The organism is Streptomyces sp. NPDC050548, assembly GCF_044457385.1.
Taxonomy (GTDB): domain Bacteria; phylum Actinomycetota; class Actinomycetes; order Streptomycetales; family Streptomycetaceae; genus Streptomyces.
The window spans coordinates 61864-77686 of the sequence record NZ_JBITGV010000018.1 but is presented as its reverse complement, the minus strand read 5'-3'; the positions used below and the strand labels follow the sequence as shown (position 1 = coordinate 77686).

Annotated in this window: 17 protein-coding genes; 11 read left to right on the top strand and 6 right to left on the bottom strand. The window is 70.3% G+C overall.

Annotated elements, in window-relative coordinates:
- The first annotated feature begins 46 nt into the window (after positions 1-46).
- Positions 47-694 carry a thymidine kinase gene (locus ACIBJH_RS37920; protein ID WP_399121477.1) on the top strand — a complete coding sequence of 216 codons (648 nt, stop codon included), beginning with the start codon at positions 47-49 and terminating at the stop codon, positions 692-694.
- 70 nt (positions 695-764) lie between these two features.
- Here the strand turns inward: ACIBJH_RS37920 and ACIBJH_RS37915 are convergent, their stop codons facing one another.
- On the bottom strand, positions 765-1568 hold the full coding sequence (locus ACIBJH_RS37915) for a VOC family protein (RefSeq protein ID WP_399121476.1): 804 nt from the start codon (positions 1566-1568) through the stop codon (positions 765-767).
- Positions 1569-1885: 317 nt separating this feature from the next.
- On the opposite strand from ACIBJH_RS37915, the gene ACIBJH_RS37910 reads away from it, so the two are divergent.
- Positions 1886-2737 (top strand): sulfurtransferase, encoded by an 852-nt coding sequence (locus ACIBJH_RS37910; protein WP_399121475.1) that lies wholly within the window; start codon positions 1886-1888, stop codon positions 2735-2737.
- A gap of 80 nt (positions 2738-2817) precedes the next feature.
- Here ACIBJH_RS37910 and sepH read toward each other — a convergent pair whose 3' ends face one another.
- From sepH to ACIBJH_RS37895, 3 genes are all read right to left on the bottom strand, one after another.
- Positions 2818-3843 (bottom strand): septation protein SepH, encoded by a 1026-nt coding sequence (gene sepH, locus ACIBJH_RS37905; RefSeq protein ID WP_399121474.1) that lies wholly within the window; start codon positions 3841-3843, stop codon positions 2818-2820.
- Between the two features lie 470 nt (positions 3844-4313).
- On the bottom strand, positions 4314-5633 hold the full coding sequence (locus ACIBJH_RS37900) for a D-arabinono-1,4-lactone oxidase (RefSeq protein WP_399121473.1): 1320 nt from the start codon (positions 5631-5633) through the stop codon (positions 4314-4316).
- Entirely contained in the window at positions 5593-6840 is a 1248-nt protein-coding gene (locus tag ACIBJH_RS37895) for an MFS transporter (protein ID WP_399121472.1), read from the bottom strand. Before ACIBJH_RS37895 ends, ACIBJH_RS37900 begins: the two co-directional genes overlap by 41 nt.
- A 251-nt stretch (positions 6841-7091) precedes the next feature.
- Between ACIBJH_RS37895 and ACIBJH_RS37890 the strand changes: the two genes are divergently transcribed.
- Together ACIBJH_RS37890 and ACIBJH_RS37885 are read left to right on the top strand one after the other, a co-directional pair.
- Complete coding sequence (locus ACIBJH_RS37890; protein ID WP_399121471.1) at positions 7092-8219, top strand: ferrochelatase; 1128 nt, start codon at positions 7092-7094, stop codon at positions 8217-8219.
- An 8-nt stretch (positions 8220-8227) separates the two neighbouring features.
- Positions 8228-9043 carry an inositol monophosphatase family protein gene (locus ACIBJH_RS37885; protein ID WP_399121470.1) on the top strand — a complete coding sequence of 272 codons (816 nt, stop codon included), beginning with the start codon at positions 8228-8230 and terminating at the stop codon, positions 9041-9043.
- Positions 9044-9197: 154 nt separating this feature from the next.
- Here ACIBJH_RS37885 and ACIBJH_RS37880 read toward each other — a convergent pair whose 3' ends face one another.
- The gene (locus ACIBJH_RS37880; protein WP_019072956.1) at positions 9198-9371 is read right to left on the bottom strand and encodes a hypothetical protein; all 174 of its coding nucleotides are present in this window, start codon (positions 9369-9371) and stop codon (positions 9198-9200) included.
- Between the two features lie 415 nt (positions 9372-9786).
- On the opposite strand from ACIBJH_RS37880, the gene ACIBJH_RS37875 reads away from it, so the two are divergent.
- The 4 genes from ACIBJH_RS37875 (at position 9787) to ACIBJH_RS37860 (ending at position 13303) form a co-directional block, all read left to right on the top strand.
- On the top strand, positions 9787-10440 hold the full coding sequence (locus ACIBJH_RS37875; RefSeq protein WP_010983842.1) for a response regulator transcription factor: 654 nt from the start codon (positions 9787-9789) through the stop codon (positions 10438-10440).
- Between the two features lie 7 nt (positions 10441-10447).
- Entirely contained in the window at positions 10448-11680 is a 1233-nt protein-coding gene (locus tag ACIBJH_RS37870; protein WP_399121469.1) for a sensor histidine kinase, read from the top strand.
- 395 nt (positions 11681-12075) lie between these two features.
- Positions 12076-12372, top strand: a complete 297-nt coding sequence (locus ACIBJH_RS37865) for a DUF4193 domain-containing protein (protein WP_005481602.1) — start codon at positions 12076-12078, stop codon at positions 12370-12372.
- Positions 12373-12385: 13 nt separating this feature from the next.
- Positions 12386-13303 (top strand): hypothetical protein, encoded by a 918-nt coding sequence (locus ACIBJH_RS37860; RefSeq protein WP_399121468.1) that lies wholly within the window; start codon positions 12386-12388, stop codon positions 13301-13303.
- A 24-nt stretch (positions 13304-13327) separates the two neighbouring features.
- Here ACIBJH_RS37860 and ACIBJH_RS37855 read toward each other — a convergent pair whose 3' ends face one another.
- The gene (locus ACIBJH_RS37855; protein ID WP_399121467.1) at positions 13328-13792 is read right to left on the bottom strand and encodes a DUF3093 domain-containing protein; all 465 of its coding nucleotides are present in this window, start codon (positions 13790-13792) and stop codon (positions 13328-13330) included.
- Between the two features lie 58 nt (positions 13793-13850).
- On the opposite strand from ACIBJH_RS37855, the gene ACIBJH_RS37850 reads away from it, so the two are divergent.
- From ACIBJH_RS37850 to ACIBJH_RS37840, 3 genes are read left to right on the top strand one after another with little or no spacing between them, the layout of a single operon-like run.
- Entirely contained in the window at positions 13851-14435 is a 585-nt protein-coding gene (locus tag ACIBJH_RS37850) for a PaaI family thioesterase (protein WP_200716258.1), read from the top strand.
- Complete coding sequence (gene dut / locus ACIBJH_RS37845; protein WP_019072962.1) at positions 14432-14953, top strand: dUTP diphosphatase; 522 nt, start codon at positions 14432-14434, stop codon at positions 14951-14953. The genes ACIBJH_RS37850 and dut overlap by 4 nt, the downstream gene beginning before the upstream one ends.
- A gap of 1 nt (position 14954) precedes the next feature.
- Positions 14955-15707, top strand: coding sequence for a DUF3710 domain-containing protein (locus ACIBJH_RS37840; protein WP_019072963.1), 753 nt, complete (start codon positions 14955-14957; stop codon positions 15705-15707).
- Positions 15708-15823 lie beyond the last annotated feature (116 nt).

Sequence of the window (15823 nt, the reverse complement as noted above, 5' to 3'; positions counted from 1 at the left end):
TCCGTCCTCCCCTTCCTCCGTTTCGCCGAAAGGTGCTCAACTTCCCATGCCCGAGCTGGTGTTCTTCTCCGGAACGATGGACTGCGGGAAGTCGACCCTGGCGCTCCAGATCGAGCACAACCGCTCGGCGCGCGGCCTGGCAGGGGTGATCTTCACGCGGGACGACCGCGCGGGGGAGGGAAAGCTTTCTTCTCGCCTCGGGCTGGTCACCGACGCGGTGGAGGTCGAGGACGAGCAGGACCTGTACGCGTATCTCGTCGACCACCTCTCCCAGGGCGGTCGCGCGGACTACGTCATCGCCGACGAGGCACAGTTCCTGGCGCCCGTGCAGATCGACCAACTCGCGCGCGTGGTCGACGATCTGGGCCTCGACGTCTACGCCTTCGGCATCACGACCGACTTCCGCTCCAAGCTCTTTCCCGGCTCCCAGCGCCTGGTGGAACTCGCCGACCGCGTCGAGGTCCTCCAGGTGGAGGCCCTCTGCTGGTGCGGCGCCCGCGCCACCCACAACGCCCGCACGATAGGCGGCGAGATGGTCGTCGAGGGCGCCCAGGTCGTCGTCGGCGACGTCAACCAGGCGGAGGCGATCGGCTACGAGGTCCTGTGCCGACGCCACCACCGCCGCCGCATGACGTCGGCCACGACACGGGCGGCGGCGCTGTCACCGGATGTGCTTCCGATGACGTCGGCCTAGCCCTCCGTAGAATCGTTCAACGATACGGAGAGCCGTTGCGCCCGCACCACCCCGGAAGCGCTCCGAAAAGCTACCGCGGCCCCTGGATCACCGAGAACATCGCTCCCTCGGGGTCGGCCACCGTGGCCACGCGGCCGTGGGGGCTGTCGTGGGGTGGTTCGAGGGTGTGGCCGCCGAGGTCGGTGACGCGGCGGAGGGCCTCGTCCGTGTCGGCCACCTCGAAGTAGGTCATCCAGTGCGGACCCCGGTCGCGGGGCAGGGCAGTGCCGACGCCGTGGATGCCGGCGACCGGGGTGCCGTCCAGGTGCAGGGTGACGTAGTCGAGGTCCGCGGAGTCGACCGGGACCTCCTCGTAGCCGAAGACCGCCTCGTAGAACTTGGCGACGCTCGCGGTCTCGAAGGTCAGCAGTTCGTTCCAGGCGGGTGTGCCGGGGACGCCCGTGATGGACGTACCGAGGTGCTCCGCGACCTGCCAGATGCCGAACACCGCCCCCGACGGGTCGGAGCCGATGGCCAGGCGGCCCGCCTCGGCCGCGTCCAGGGGGCCCACTCCGACCGTGCCGCCGCACATCCGTACCGTCTCGGCCGTCTGGTCCACGTCGTCCGAGGCGAGATACGGCGTCCAGGCGATGGGCAGATGCCGGTCCGGCGGCAGTTGGCCGATGCCGGCCACCTCCTGCCCGTCGAGCAGGGCCCGCGCGTAGGGGCCGAGCTGATGGGGGCCGGGTTGGAATTCCCAACCGAACAGCTCTCCGTAGAACTCCTGAGTCGTGGTCATGCCGTGCACCATCAGACTCACCCAGCAGGGTGTGCCCTGTGTACGCCGAGTGTGCGTGTCGCCGTTCAGGCCGGCCGACCCCCGTGCCTCGGTCATCGTCACCTTCTCCTCGGCCCCTCGCGGTGGCCGTGTCTTCCGCAGTGCGGATCCGCGTGCCGCAGCCGCGTCACGCCCCGAGCCGATGCTCGCACCCCTGGTGGCGCTGCGCGCCCCGGCCGCGCCGCCGACGGGCGGCTCACGTATGGAGGGTGCCCGGTCTGTGGCCCCTCGTCCGTTTCCGGTTGATTGCCATGGGGTGTCCATCGGTTGTACAGCATGTGCTCGATCCCGTACGCCTCGTGATCGAGACTGCCCGGCGGGCACAGTAGTCGGACCTGGACGTGTCGGCCACCCCTTGCGCGAGGATGGTGGCCATGAACGCCATCATCTCCGCATCCGAACTGGCGAGCGATCTGGCCGGGACGAACCCGCCGGTCCTCCTGGACATCCGCTGGCAGCTCAGCGTCGCGAAGGCCGCAGGTGAACCGCCCTTCGACGGACGCGCCGAGTACGCGGCCGGGCACATCCCGGGCGCCGTCTACGTAGACCTCGATCAGGAACTGGCCTCCGCCCCCGGCGCCCGCGGCCGGCACCCCCTTCCCGACACCGCGGGTTTCGGCGCCGCGATGCGCCGAGCGGGTGTATCGGCCCACCGCGCGGTCGTCGTGTACGACGGCGGCCAGGGCTGGGCGGTGGCCCGCGCGTGGTGGCTGCTGCGCTGGGCGGGTCACCCGGACGTGCGGGTCCTCGACGGCGGCCTTCCCTCTTGGGAGGGGCCTTTGGGGACGGACACGCCGACGCCGGCCGAGGGCGACTTCACGCCGGAGCCGGGGGCCGTGCAGCTCCTGGAGGCGGACGATGCTGCCGCGCTGGCCCGCAGCGGGGTCCTCTTCGACGCCCGCGCGGGGGAGCGCTACCGGGGCGAGGTGGAACCGATCGACCGGGTCGGCGGCCACATCCCGGGCGCCGTCTCCGCGCCGACCAACGAGAACGTCGGCACCGACGGCCGCTTCCTCCCGGCGGAGGAACTGGCCGCCCGCTTCAAGTCCCTGGGCGCCACGGAGGGGACGGGCGTCGGCGTCTACTGCGGCTCCGGCGTCTCGGGCGCCCACGAGGTGCTGGCCCTGGCGTTGGCGGGCATTCCGGCCGGCCTGTACGTCGGCTCCTGGTCCGAGTGGTCCGCGGACCCGGAGCGCCCGGTCGCCGTCGGCCCCGACCCGCAGTAGCGGCCGTAGAAGGACGAGGAGGGCCCGCGCCGAAACCGGCGCGGGCCCTCCTCGTCGTAGCCGAACTGCCTTACGGCGGACTACTCCTGCTTCTTTCTCCGCGTACCGAAGACGATCTCGTCCCAGCTCGGGACCGCCGCTCTGCGGCCCGGGCGGACGCCGTCCGCCTCGGCCTGGCGGTCGGTGGAGCCGATGAGCCGGTCGCGGTGGGCGCCGACGGAGCGGGGCATGAGCACGTCCGCGTAGGCCGAACCGGCCGAGGCCGCGGGCGCCGGGGGCTCCTCCGCCTCCGGTTCCTCGACGGGCTCCTCCGGGGTCTCCGGGGGACGCTCGGGGACCACCATGTCGCCGCGGAAGCTCGGTACCGCCTCCAGGAGGCTGGTCAGCGAGTCGCGCTCGCTCTCCTCCGCCACCTCGGGCGACGGCAGCGCGGGACGCTCCGGGCGCTCCAGGGCACGGTCCAGCGGGCGGTCGCGCGGCAGCCGGGCGATCCGCGGGACGAACGGGAAGCTGGGCTCGGGGGTGGCGGAGAGGTCGTCGGACTCGCCGATCAGCGAGCGCGCCTCGTCGTCGACGGCCTGGACGAGCCGCCGGGGCGGGTCGTACGTCCAGCTCGCCGAGTGCGGTTCGCCCGCGACCCGGTAGACCAGCAGGACCTCCCAGGTGCCGTCGTCGCGGCGCCAGGAGTCCCACTGCACGGTGTCCTTCTCGGCACCGCGCAGCGTCAGCCGTTCCTGGACGGCCTCGCCGAGCTGGGGTCCGGCGTTCTCGCCGGGGCGGCGGACAGGGGTCTTCCGGGCACGCTCGGCCATGAAGGCACGCTCGGCGAGCACGGGACCCTCGAAGCGGCGCACCCGGTCGACGGGGATGCCGGCGAGTTGCGCGACCTCCTCGGCGGAGGCGCCGGCACGTATACGTGCCTGGATGTCTCGGGGGCGGAGATGGCTCTCCACCTCGATCTCGATCTGGCCGAGGCGGGGACGGTCGCCGCGTACGGCGGCGCGCAGACGCTCATCAATCGGAAGCGTGTACTCCGTGCTGTCCGCAGCCTTCAGCACCAGCCGTGTGCCGTCGTTAGAGACGGCCACGACACGCAGTTCGGGCATGGGGACCTCCCGGGTGGTGCCTGCCGACGTCACGTGCGTCGCTGCTTCCGCTAGTCGAGTGTGGCCTGCCCGGGTGCAGCCTGCCACAACCTTGCCGAGTTGCCCGGCGTGTCGGGCACGGGCCCGAACTCGCCGTTATGGCACGGTTACCTATTCGCAACGCTAAGTGACCAACTACGTCACCCTGTGCAACTGGCCCCCTCGGGGCGGTCCAAAAGGCCGCGGACGCCCTGGCAGGAGACCGCACCCAGGGCTCGCAACAGTACTCCATTTGGACCACGTGCGTGGATTGGCACGCTGCCCAACTTCTTGCGGGGGGCGGGACTTGACGGTCCGGGGCGGGGTTCACGCGATCTTGAAAGTGGCGTACTTCACGCAATAGCCGGAAACGGAACCATCCGAGCGTTCCGCTCGTCATGGGGAACCGGGTCCGGCCGATTCCCCGGCCGACTCGTCTGACGGCTCGTCGGCTACTGACCCAGCACTCTCCGCAAGTAGTCGTTCTGGAACCGCCGATCAGGATCCAGCCGATCCCGCAGCGCCGTGAACTCGCCGAAGCGCGGGTAGACCCCGGCGAGGTACTCGGCGTCCCGGGTGTTCACCTTGCCCCAGTGCGGCCGGCCCTCGTGCGCGGTGAAGATGCGCTCGGCGGCGGTGAAGTACGCCTGGTAGGGCGTGCCGCGGAACATGTGGACGGCGATGTAGGCGCTGTCGCGGCCGGACGCGGTGGACAGGGCGATGTCGTCCGCCGGGGCGGTGCGGACCTCGACCGGATAACTGACCCTGAAATCCGAACGGTCGACCATCGCCTTCAGTTCCCGCAGCGTGTCCACCAGAGCCGCGCGCGGGACGGCGTACTCCATCTCGACGAACCGCACCCGGCGGGTGGAGGTGAAGACCTTGTAGGGGATGTCCGTGTACGTCCGCGAGGACCAGGCCCGGGTGGAGATCTGGGCGATGGTGGGAATGGCCTTGGGGGCCGCGCGGCCGACCATGTTGGCCACCTGCCACAGGCCGTTGGCCACGAACTCGTCCTCGAACCAGCCCGTCACCGGTTTCACGGGCTGTGCCGGGCCCGCGCTGCGGTTGTTGCGCTTGGTGTTGGTGGACGCCGTGTGCGGGAACCAGTAGAACTCGAAGTGCTCGTTCTCGGCCCAGAGTTCGTCGAAGCGGCCCGTGACCTCGTCGAAGGGCATGGGCTCCTCGCGGGCCGTGAGCAGGAAGACCGGCTCCACGGCGAATGTGATCGCCGTGACGATGCCCAGGGCGCCGAGGCCGATGCGGGCGACCGCGAAGACGTCCGGATTCTCCTTCTCCGAGCAGGTGAGCACCGAGCCGTCCGCCGTGACCAGCTCAAGACCCCTGATCTGGGCGGCGATCGAGCCCGACTCGCGGCCGCTGCCGTGGGTGCCGGTGCTGATCGCGCCCGACACCGTCTGCTCCATGATGTCGCCCATGTTCGTGAGCGACAGACCCTCGCGCGCGAGAGCCATGTTGAGTCTCTTGAGCGGGGTGCCCGCCTCGACCGTGACCGTCAATGCATCGCGATCAATGTTGCGGATGCCGGTCAACAGTTGAGGACGGATCAACACACCGTCCGTGGCGGCGATCGACGTGAAGGAGTGCCCACTGCCGACGGCCTTCACCGTCAGACCGTCCTCACCGGCCCTGCGGACGGCCGCGGCCAGTTCCTCGACGGAGGCGGGCGTGACCTCCCGCGCGGGCCGGGACGCCACTGTCCCGCCCCAGTTACGCCACGTGCCGTTCTTCGCGCTCGCTGTGGTGCCCAACAACGGTGCCTCCCCGACCCGGTGCCGGTCTGTTGAGCCGGCGGTACCCGAGGAAACCGACCGCGACCGCGACGGCTCCGGCGACCACCGGAACCCCGTACCCGGCCCGCGCGCCGGCTGCGTCGATCACCCAGCCGGCGACGGAGGAGCCGAGCGCGACCCCGACCGCCAGGCCGGTGCTCACCCAGGTCATGCCTTCGGTGAGCTTCGCGCGAGGTACGTGCTCTTCTATGAGGGACATCGTCGTGATCATCGTGGGTGCGATGGACAGTCCCGCAAGGAACAGCGCCACGGCCAGAAGCGGCAAGTTTCCGACCAGTAGGAGGGGGATCATACTCACGGCCATCGTGCATATGCCCAGCAGCCACCGACGTTCGGGCGCTCCCCGGAAGCGCAGCAGCCCGAACACGACTCCGGCCACACAGGATCCCGCCGCGTACAGGGCGAGCACCACGCTGGCGCCGCCCTTGTGACCCCGCTCGTCGGCGAACGCGACGGTGACCACGTCGACCGCCCCGAAGATCGCCCCGGTCGCCACGAAGGTGGCCACGAGCACCTGGAGACCGGCCGCCCGCAGCGCCGAGCCGCCGCCCTCGGCGCCCCGCACGCGCGGGTGCGGCGCGGGCTCGGTGGCGCGCTGAGCCGTCAGCCAGAAGACGCCGACCGCCAGGAAGCAGGCGGCCAGCAGAGGCCCCGCCTCCGGGAACCACACGGTGGACAGCCCGATGGAGATGATCGGCCCGAAGATGAAGCACACCTCGTCCACCACGGACTCGAAGGAGTACGCGGTGTGCAGCTGCGGGGTGCCCCGGTAGACGGCCGCCCAGCGCGCGCGGACCATCGCGCCCAGACTCGGCACCGAGCCGATACCGGCGGCGCACACGAACAGCACCCAGTCCGGCCACCCGAAGCGCGCGGCCAGCAGCAGCCCGGCCGCCGCGGCCAGCGCGACGAGCGTCGCCGGACGCAGCACCCGCCGCTGCCCGTACTGGTCGACCCAGCGCGAGATCCGCGGCCCGATCGCGGCGGCGGCCAGCGCGATGGTGGCCGACAGCGCGCCCGCGAGCCCGTAGCGCCCATTGATCTGGGAGATCATCGTGACCACGCCGATGCCCATCATCGACAGGGGCATCCGCCCGAGGAACCCCGCAGCGGAGAAGCCCTTGGAGCCGGGGGCGGCGAACAGGGCGCGATAGGGGCTGGGCACGGGTGACTCCGGTCGAAAGGGCGCGGTGGCGGCTCGGTGGTGCGGGGGGTGGCGATGTGATGACGGCTCAGTAAGGTGCGAATGCGGCTGATACAGCTTACGAGCAGGTGGGGCCCGTTGCACCCGACCGTGCTGCGCCCCGTTTGCACCCGCCCGCGCCGCCCCCGACGCACCTCCCCGGAAGCCCCGGGTGCGCGGCCCGGCACCCCTCCGTTTCCCGGCTGTCAGTGGTGGGTGGCAGGATCGGAGACATGCCAGACGTGCTCGATGCGACTCCCTACGACGCCCTGCTCCTGCTCTCGTTCGGCGGCCCCGAGGGCCCGGACGAGGTGGTTCCGTTCCTGGAGAACGTGACGCGCGGGCGAGGCATCCCCAAGGAACGTCTCAAGGAAGTGGGGCAGCACTACTTCCTGTTCGGCGGGATCAGCCCCATCAACGACCAGAACCGCGCCCTCCTGGACGCCCTCCGCAAGGACTTCGCGGACCACGGCCTGGACCTCCCGGTCTACTGGGGCAACCGCAACTGGGCCCCGTACCTGACGGACACCCTGCGCCAGATGGTCGCCGACGGCCGCCGCCGCATCCTCGTCCTGGCCACCAGCGCCTACGCCTCCTACTCGGGCTGCCGCCAGTACCGGGAGAACCTCGCCGACTCCCTGGCGACCCTGGAGGACGAGGGGCTTGAGGTGCAGAAGGTCGACAAACTGCGCCACTACTTCAACCACCCCGGCTTCCTGGAGCCGATGATCGACGGGGTGCTCGAATCCCTCGCGGACCTCCCCGAGGACGTCCGGGACGGCGCCCACCTCGCCTTCTCGACCCACTCCATCCCGACCGCCGCCGCCGACACCTCCGGCCCGGCCGAGGACCACGGAGACGGCGGGGCGTACGTCGAGGAGCACCTGGACGTGGCCCGGCTGATCGCCGACGCCGTCCGCGAACGCACCGGAATCGACCACCCCTGGCAGCTCGTCTACCAGTCCCGCTCGGGCGCCCCGCACATCCCCTGGCTGGAGCCCGACATCTGCGACCACCTGGAGGAGCGCCACAAGGCCGGCGTCCCCGCGGTCGTCATGGCACCCATCGGCTTCGTCTCCGACCACATGGAGGTCCTCTACGACCTCGACACGGAGGCCACGGCCAAGGCCGCGGAGCTGGGCCTGCCGGTCCGCCGCTCGGCCACCGTGGGCGCCGACCCGCGCTTCGCCGCCGCCGTCCGCGACCTCGTCCTGGAACGCGCCGCCGTCGAGAGCGGCCGGCAGGTCACGCCCTGCGCCCTGGGCGCCCTCGGCGCCGGCCACAACCTTTGCCCGGTGGGCTGCTGCCCGGCCCGCGCCCCGCGTCCCGCCGCCGCGGGCGCCGACAGCCCCTACGCATGAGGAGCGCCGTGACCGACCCCCTGCACCAGGAACTGCTGGCACTCGCCCAGGAAGCCGCCCACAAGGCCGGCGCGCTGCTGCGGGACGGCCGCCCGGCGGACCTCGCGGTCGCCGCCACCAAATCCAGCCCGATCGACGTCGTCACCGAGATGGACATCGCAGCCGAGAAGCTGATCACCGATCTGATCTCCGAACAGCGGCCCGACGACGGGTTCCTGGGCGAGGAGGGCGCCTCCGTCACCGGAACCAGCGGCGTCCGCTGGGTCGTCGATCCACTCGACGGCACGGTCAACTACCTCTACGGACTGCCTACTTGGTCCGTCTCCATCGCCGCCGAGCTGGACGGCGAGACCGTCGCCGGGGTCGTCGCGATCCCGATGCGCGGCGAGACGTTCCACGCCGTGCTCGGCGGCGGGGCGTGGGCCACGGGCGCGTGGGAGGGCGAACGCAGGCTCGCCTGTCGGCCCGCGCCGCCCCTGGAGCAGGCGTTGGTGTCGACCGGTTTCAACTACGTCACCGAGGTCCGGGTCCACCAGGCCGACGTGGCACAGAAGTTGATCCCCCTGCTGCGCGACATCCGGGGGGGCGGCTCGGCGGCGGTCGACCTGTGCGATGTGGCCGCGGGGCGGCTGGACGGCTTCTACGAGCGGGGGTTGAACCCGTGGGACCTCGGTGCGGGGGACCTGATCGCCCGTGAGGCGGGCGCGCTGAGCGGTGGACGGCCCGGAGAGCGGCCGGGACGGGATCTGGCTGTCGTGGGAAGCCCGGGGGTGTTCGAGCCCCTCCAACGCCTCCTGGAGGACTTCGGGGCCTGGCACGACTGACACCTCTCGGGCCGAGGCCCACGGCAAGAACCACAGCCCACGGCGAGGGCCCACCCACTCCCACTGTCCCCACGCGTCGACCGAACCAAAAGAGGTGCAGCAGGACCCCGGCGCTGGATTCGCCAGGGTCCTGCTTTTCTGCTGTTTGCGCTGATCAGACGCTTGTCGCGCTGACCTCCACACCGTGGTCGGCGGCGAGGCGGCGCAGGTCGTCCAACTCGGCCTGTTCCACCTCGACGAGGAAGTCGTCGCCCTCGTCGCGAGCCCGCGTCAGGTCGGTCTCGGTCGCCCTTATGCGCTGCAGAAGTCCTGCGGTGAATGCGTCCATGCTGCGCCCCCTCGTCCTGGGTCGTGGGTCGGGTGGCACGGGGGTGTGCCGTTCGGAAGGGGCGATCACGTCTGCGGATGCGGGTGCCCAGCGCTGCCCTGGCTGGGCGGCGACGGTGCCGGACACCCACGCCCGCTCTGCGGAAGCGTTGGACGTACCACAAGGTGGCTTGCCACATGCAGAGCGTGATCGCGGGGTGTAAAGCCGTCCTCCCCGCACTCCCTTCGGTGGAAACCTCAACCCATCGAGAAAATCCCGCATTCCCGGGCCTCATACCTGACCTTCATCTTGCGCCCGGCCGCCTTACAGCCGACTTATGGCCGAAAAGGGCAGGATGGAGGTCACACAGCCACGAAGACCCTGCCCGCGTGCGCCGAGACGCGCTACGCGAGTGGACAGAGGAAGGACAAGCGACGTGCGCGTACTCGTCGTCGAGGACGAGCAGCTGCTCGCCGATGCGGTGGCCACCGGACTGCGCCGGGAGGCCATGGCCGTCGACGTCGTGTACGACGGTGCGGCTGCCCTGGAGCGCATCGGCGTCAACGACTACGACGTGGTCGTCCTCGACCGCGACCTCCCGCTCGTGCACGGCGACGACGTCTGCCGCAAGATCGTCGAGCTCGGCATGCCCACCCGCGTGCTGATGCTCACGGCGTCCGGCGACGTCAGCGACCGTGTCGAGGGCCTGGAGATCGGCGCCGACGACTATCTGCCGAAGCCCTTCGCGTTCAGCGAGCTGACGGCACGCGTGCGTGCCCTCGGCCGGCGTACGAGCGTGCCGCTGCCGCCCGTCCTGGAGCGCGCCGGCATCAAGCTCGACCCGAACCGCCGCGAGGTGTTCCGCGACGGCAAGGAAGTCCAGCTGGCGCCCAAGGAGTTCGCCGTCCTGGAGGTGCTGCTGCGCAGCGAGGGCGCCGTCGTCTCCGCGGAGCAGCTCCTGGAGAAGGCCTGGGACGAGAACACGGACCCGTTCACGAACGTCGTGCGGGTGACGGTCATGACGCTGCGCCGCAAGCTCGGCGAGCCCCCGGTCATCGTCACCGTGCCCGGCTCCGGCTACCGGATCTGAGTCCACTGTGACGACGACCCCCGCGCCTCCCCAGGCGCCCCCGAAGCCCACGTGGGACCCCAGAAGGCCCGAACCGCCGTTCCCCTGGCTGCGCCCCACCATCCGTATACGGCTCACGTTGTTGTACGGCGGGATGTTCCTGATCGCCGGGATCCTGCTGCTGTCGATCATCTACCTGCTCGCGGCGCACGCGTTGAACGTGGGCAGTGAGCTGCCCTTCAAGGTCATCTCCGGCTCGGTCGGCAGCAGCACCTGCAACTTCCCGTCCGAGCCGTCGGCGACCACGCTCAACAACGCGATGAACCAGTGCGTCAACGAACAGCGCCAGCACGCCCTGGACGACCTGCTCAGCCGCTCCCTGCTGACCCTGCTCGGCCTGGCGATCATCGCCTTCGCCTTCGGGTACGCGATGGCGGGCCGGGTGCTGTCGCCGCTGGGCCGGATCACCCGGACCGCCCGCGCGGTGGCCGGCTCGGACCTGTCCCGCCGGATCGAGCTGGACGGCCCGGACGACGAACTGAAGGAACTCGCGGACACCTTCGACGAGATGCTGGACCGGTTGCAGCGGGCCTTCACCGCGCAGCAGCGCTTCGTGGGGAACGCCTCGCACGAGCTGCGGACCCCGCTGGCGATCAACCGCACGCTCCTGGAAGTGCATCTGTCGGACCCGGGGGCCCCTGTCGAGCTGCAACAGCTCGGCAAGACGCTGCTCGCCACCAACGAGCGCAGCGAGCAGCTCGTCGAAGGCCTGCTGCTGCTGGCCCGCAGCGACAACCAGATCGTCGAGCGCAAGCCCGTGGACCTCGCCGAGGTCGCCGAGCAGGCCGTCGACCAGGTACACGCGGAGGCGAGTGCCAAGAACGTGGTCATCCGCGGCGAGCGCAAGCCCGTCGTAGTCCAGGGCAACGGCGTCCTCCTGGAGCGGATCGCCCTGAACCTCGTGCAGAACGCGGTGCGGTACAACGTGCCGGAGGACGGCTGGGTCGAGGTCACCACCGAGGTTCAGCACGGTCATGCGGTGCTGATCGTCTCGAACACGGGACCAGTGGTCCCGGCGTACGAGGTCGACAACCTCTTCGAGCCCTTCAGACGGCTGCGTACGGAGCGAACGGGCAGTGACAAGGGTGTGGGCCTCGGTCTGTCGATCGCGCGCTCTGTGGCGCGGGCGCACGGTGGCCATATCTCGGCCCAGCCTCGTGAGGGGGGTGGGCTCGTGATGCGAGTCACCCTGCCCATCTGAGATCATGTCGCCGACACACGAGGATGTTCGCTTTGCGCGGAATTTTCTGGCCGCTTCTCCGGCACTCTTGTGTGTGATCGATCACAAGCACGATTTTCGGGGCATCTACTCTCCGTGATCATGCACCCTGTCGGAAAGCCGGGAAAATCCGGGTTTTCAGGGGTCTTGATCACGGGAAGTACACGGTGAGGTGCCTTTGAAGAGCGGCATGAGGACCGTGTACGGTCCCCTTCGCCATCCAAGCCGATCACTCTTGAGGGGTCCGGTTGGGTGTCGATTGAGTAACAGACCTTGATGTGAGGCAAAATCTCCGCCTCAGGTCGGGCACAAGTCCGGCCTCTCACGCGTTACGTGCGCTGGAGACACCGCAGACACCCAGAGGGGGAGAGCGCGACATGGCAACGGATTACGACACCCCACGCAAGACCGACGACGACGTCGACTCGGACAGCCTTGAAGAGCTCAAGGCGCGTAGGAACGACAAGTCGACTTCCGCAGTGGACGTCGACGAATTCGAGGCGGCCGAGGGCCTCGAACTGCCCGGAGCGGACCTCTCGAACGAGGAGCTGGCCGTCCGGGTGCTGCCCAAGCAGCAGGACGAGTTCACTTGCATGAGCTGCTTCCTGGTGCACCACCGCAGCCAGCTGGCCCGCGAGAAGAACGGCCAGCCGATCTGCCGCGACTGCGACTGAGGAGGGGTCGGCCGTGACTGGCTCGACCCCACCCTGGAAGCGCCGCTCCCTCAAGCCGGGAGCGGACGAAGGGCCGGCTGACGGCCCTCATGGCGCGCGTGACGACGAGCGGGGCTCATCCGAACAGGGATCAGCCTCGCTCGAACCGGCGGCCGACCGGGCTGACCTCCCGGTGCCCGCCGACGTTCCCGCAGCCGCCCCCGTCGCCAAACGACGGGCGGCGGTGATCCGGGACAAGGCCAGGGAAGGCGTCCGCAAGGGCGGCAGCCGGGCCAGGGCGGGCCTGGCGTACCTCGCCGACCGAATCATCGACATCGCCCCGCGGATCCCCGTACGGGACCTTGAGGCGCTTCGGCGACAGTTTCCGGGCCTCGGCCCCGAACAGCTCGCCGACAAGCTGGTGGCGGGCGCGGCGAACGCGACGTCGACCGTCGGCGCCGGAATCGGTGCCGCGGCGATGCTGCCCGTACCACCCGCCATGCCCACCGAACTGGCCGCCGAGATCACCGGCGTCGCCGCGATCGAGCTGAAGCTGATCGCCGAGCTGTACGAGGTCTACGGCGTCCGTCCGCCCGGCGACCTGAGGCAGCGCAGCACCGCGTATCTGAACTCCTGGTCCGGGGAGCGCGGTATCGACGTGACCAAGCCGTCGACCATGAGCTCCGCGCTGAACGGCCACATGAAGCGCGAGTTGCGCCAGCAGATCATGAAACGCATGGTCCGCGACCTGCCGAACCTGATGCCCTTCATGGTCGGCGCCGCCGTCGGAGCGGTCATGAACCGCCGGGACACCAAGAAGCTCGCCGAGCGCATCCGCAAGGACCTGCGAAAGGCCCAGGTGCCCTGGGACGCGCTGCCCGAACTCCCGCCCCTGGAGACCCCGCCGGACCCGCTCAGGATGGGCGAGATCCCCAAGGAACTCGGTCGCTGAGGGCCCGGCCGGAGGGGACCGCTTCTAGACGGCCGCCGCCTGTGCCGCCCTCAGCGCCTCCGCCAGCCGCTCCGGCTCACGCGTCGACAGGTACAGGTACGGCGTCGGGTCGGCCGGGTCGGTGACCTCCACGCGCAGTGCCGTGGGGATGTAGGAGCGCAGCAGCAGGAAGGCGCGGGTGTCGGCCTTGTAGGTGCGCCAGGCGCGGGCCTCCTCCGGGTCCAGGATCTCGGCCTCGCCCAGGGCCGTCACCGGGATCTTCGCCTCGCCGGCGATCAGCGAGTCGCCCACGATCCGGATGCGGAGCGAGCCGTAGGAGCTGGCCGTGACCGCGGCGAACGCGGTGCCGCCGACCAGGCCGCCGAGCAGCGGCAGGGTGCCGAAGGGCAGCAGGATCAGGGCGAAGGAGACGCCGACCAGGAACGAGATGAACCACCACGAACGGGGGGCGGTGAGGCGCTCGTCGTAGGGGGAGGCGGAAAGCTGCATGAAGCCAAGCTTGGCACGGTGTCGGGAACCCACCGACGCGCGGGTAAGGTCTGCGGCTGTGAGTGGTACTTCTCCAGCTCTTAAGCCTCCGTCCGACGCCGTGAAACCGGTGCGGCACCCTGACGCGCCCGCGCCCGGTGAGTTGCTGGGTGCCCACTACGAACAGTGTTTCGGATGTGGCGGCGACCAGCCGCACGGGCTGCATCTGGCGGCGCGGGCCGGTGAGGGAGTGACCATCACCGCCGAGTTCACCGTGCGGGCCGCCCACCAGGGCGCCCCGGGCCTCGCGCACGGCGGAGTGCTCGCCAGCGCGCTGGACGAGACCCTCGGCTCGCTGAACTGGCTGCTGCGGACGATCGCGGTGACCGGCCGTCTGGAGACGGACTTCGTACGGCCGGTGCCCGTGGACACCGTGCTGTACCTGGAGGCCGAGGTGACGGCCGTGGCCGGCCGGAAGATCTACTCGACCGCCACGGGACGCATCGGCGCTCCCGACGGTCCGGTCGCCGTCCGCGCGGACGCGCTCTTCATCGAGGTGAAGGTCGACCACTTCATCGACAACGGCCGCCCGCAGGAGATCCGGGCCGCCATGGACGACCCGGACCAGGTCCGGCGTACCCGTGCCTTCGAGGTGAACCCGTGAGCAGTGGCCGTAGTCCCCTGGACGTACTGATCCGGCGCGTCGACCCCGACGTACCGCTTCCGTCGTACGAGCACCCCGGTGACGCGGGCGCCGATCTGCGGACCACGGAGGGCCGGGAACTGAAGCCGGGTGAACGGGCCGTACTGCCCACGGGGGTGTCTGTCGCGCTCCCGGAGGGGTACGCGGCCTTCGTGCACCCTCGTTCGGGGCTCGCCGCCCGCTGCGGTGTCGCCCTAGTGAATGCCCCGGGGACGGTTGATGCCGGGTACCGTGGGGAGATCAAGGTGATCGTGGTGAATCTCGACCCGTACGAGTCGGTACGGTTCGAGCGCTTCGACCGGATCGCCCAGCTGGTCGTCCAGCAGGTCGAGAGGGTCCGCTTCCAGGAGGTCGCGGAACTTCCCGATTCGGCGCGGGCCGAGGGGGGCTTCGGGTCCACCGGCGGTCACGCCGCCGTGGGCGGCACCACGGGTGGGAATCGATACGCTTCGGTCGTATCCGACCGGGAAGGACAGTGACGTGTTCGGACGTCGCAAGAAGGGCACTGCCGCCGAGGACGCGGCGAGCGAGGCCGAGCAGGTCGTCGACGACGTCGACACTGAGGCGGACGCGGTGGAGCGCGTGAGGCTCGAACCGGAGCCCCGCCCCGACGGACCCTGGGACGACTCGGAGGTCGGCGATCCCGCCGAGGGCCGGGTGGACCTGGGAGGTCTGTTCGTGCCGGGAGTCGACGGCATGGAGTTGCGGGTGGAGGTCGCGGGTGACGCGATCGTCGCCGCCACCGTGGTCCTCAAGGACAGCGCCATCCAGTTGCAGGCCTTCGCCGCCCCCAAGCGCGAGGGCATCTGGGGTGAGGTCCGCGAGGAGATCGCCAGCGGCATCACCCAGCAGGGCGGCATCGTCGACGAGGTCGAGGGGCCGCTGGGCTGGGAGCTGCGCGCGCAGGTTCCGGTGCAGCTGCCGGACGGCACGGGCGGTTTCCAGGTGGTGCGGTTCGTCGGTGTGGACGGTTCGCGCTGGTTCCTGCGCGGGGTGATCTCCGGGCAGGGCGCGGTGCAGCCGCAGGCGGCCGGTCTGCTGGAGCAGATCTTCCGGGACACGGTCGTCGTGCGCGGCGAGGGCCCGATGGCGCCCCGCGACCCGATCGTCCTGAAGCTGCCGAACGACGCCCAGATGGTTCCCGAGGGCGTCCAGCAGGAGGAGGCGGGTTCCCGCTTCTCCGGCGGCATGGGCCAGTTGCAGCGCGGACCGGAGATCACCGAGGTCCGGTAGCCGGAACAGACAGACACGAAAGGGTCGTACCCCTCCGGGGGTGCGGCCCTTCGTCGTGCGCGCACTCTTGACGGTGTATTGGTCTGTACCTATGGTCTCGGCTCAACGCCCAGGTT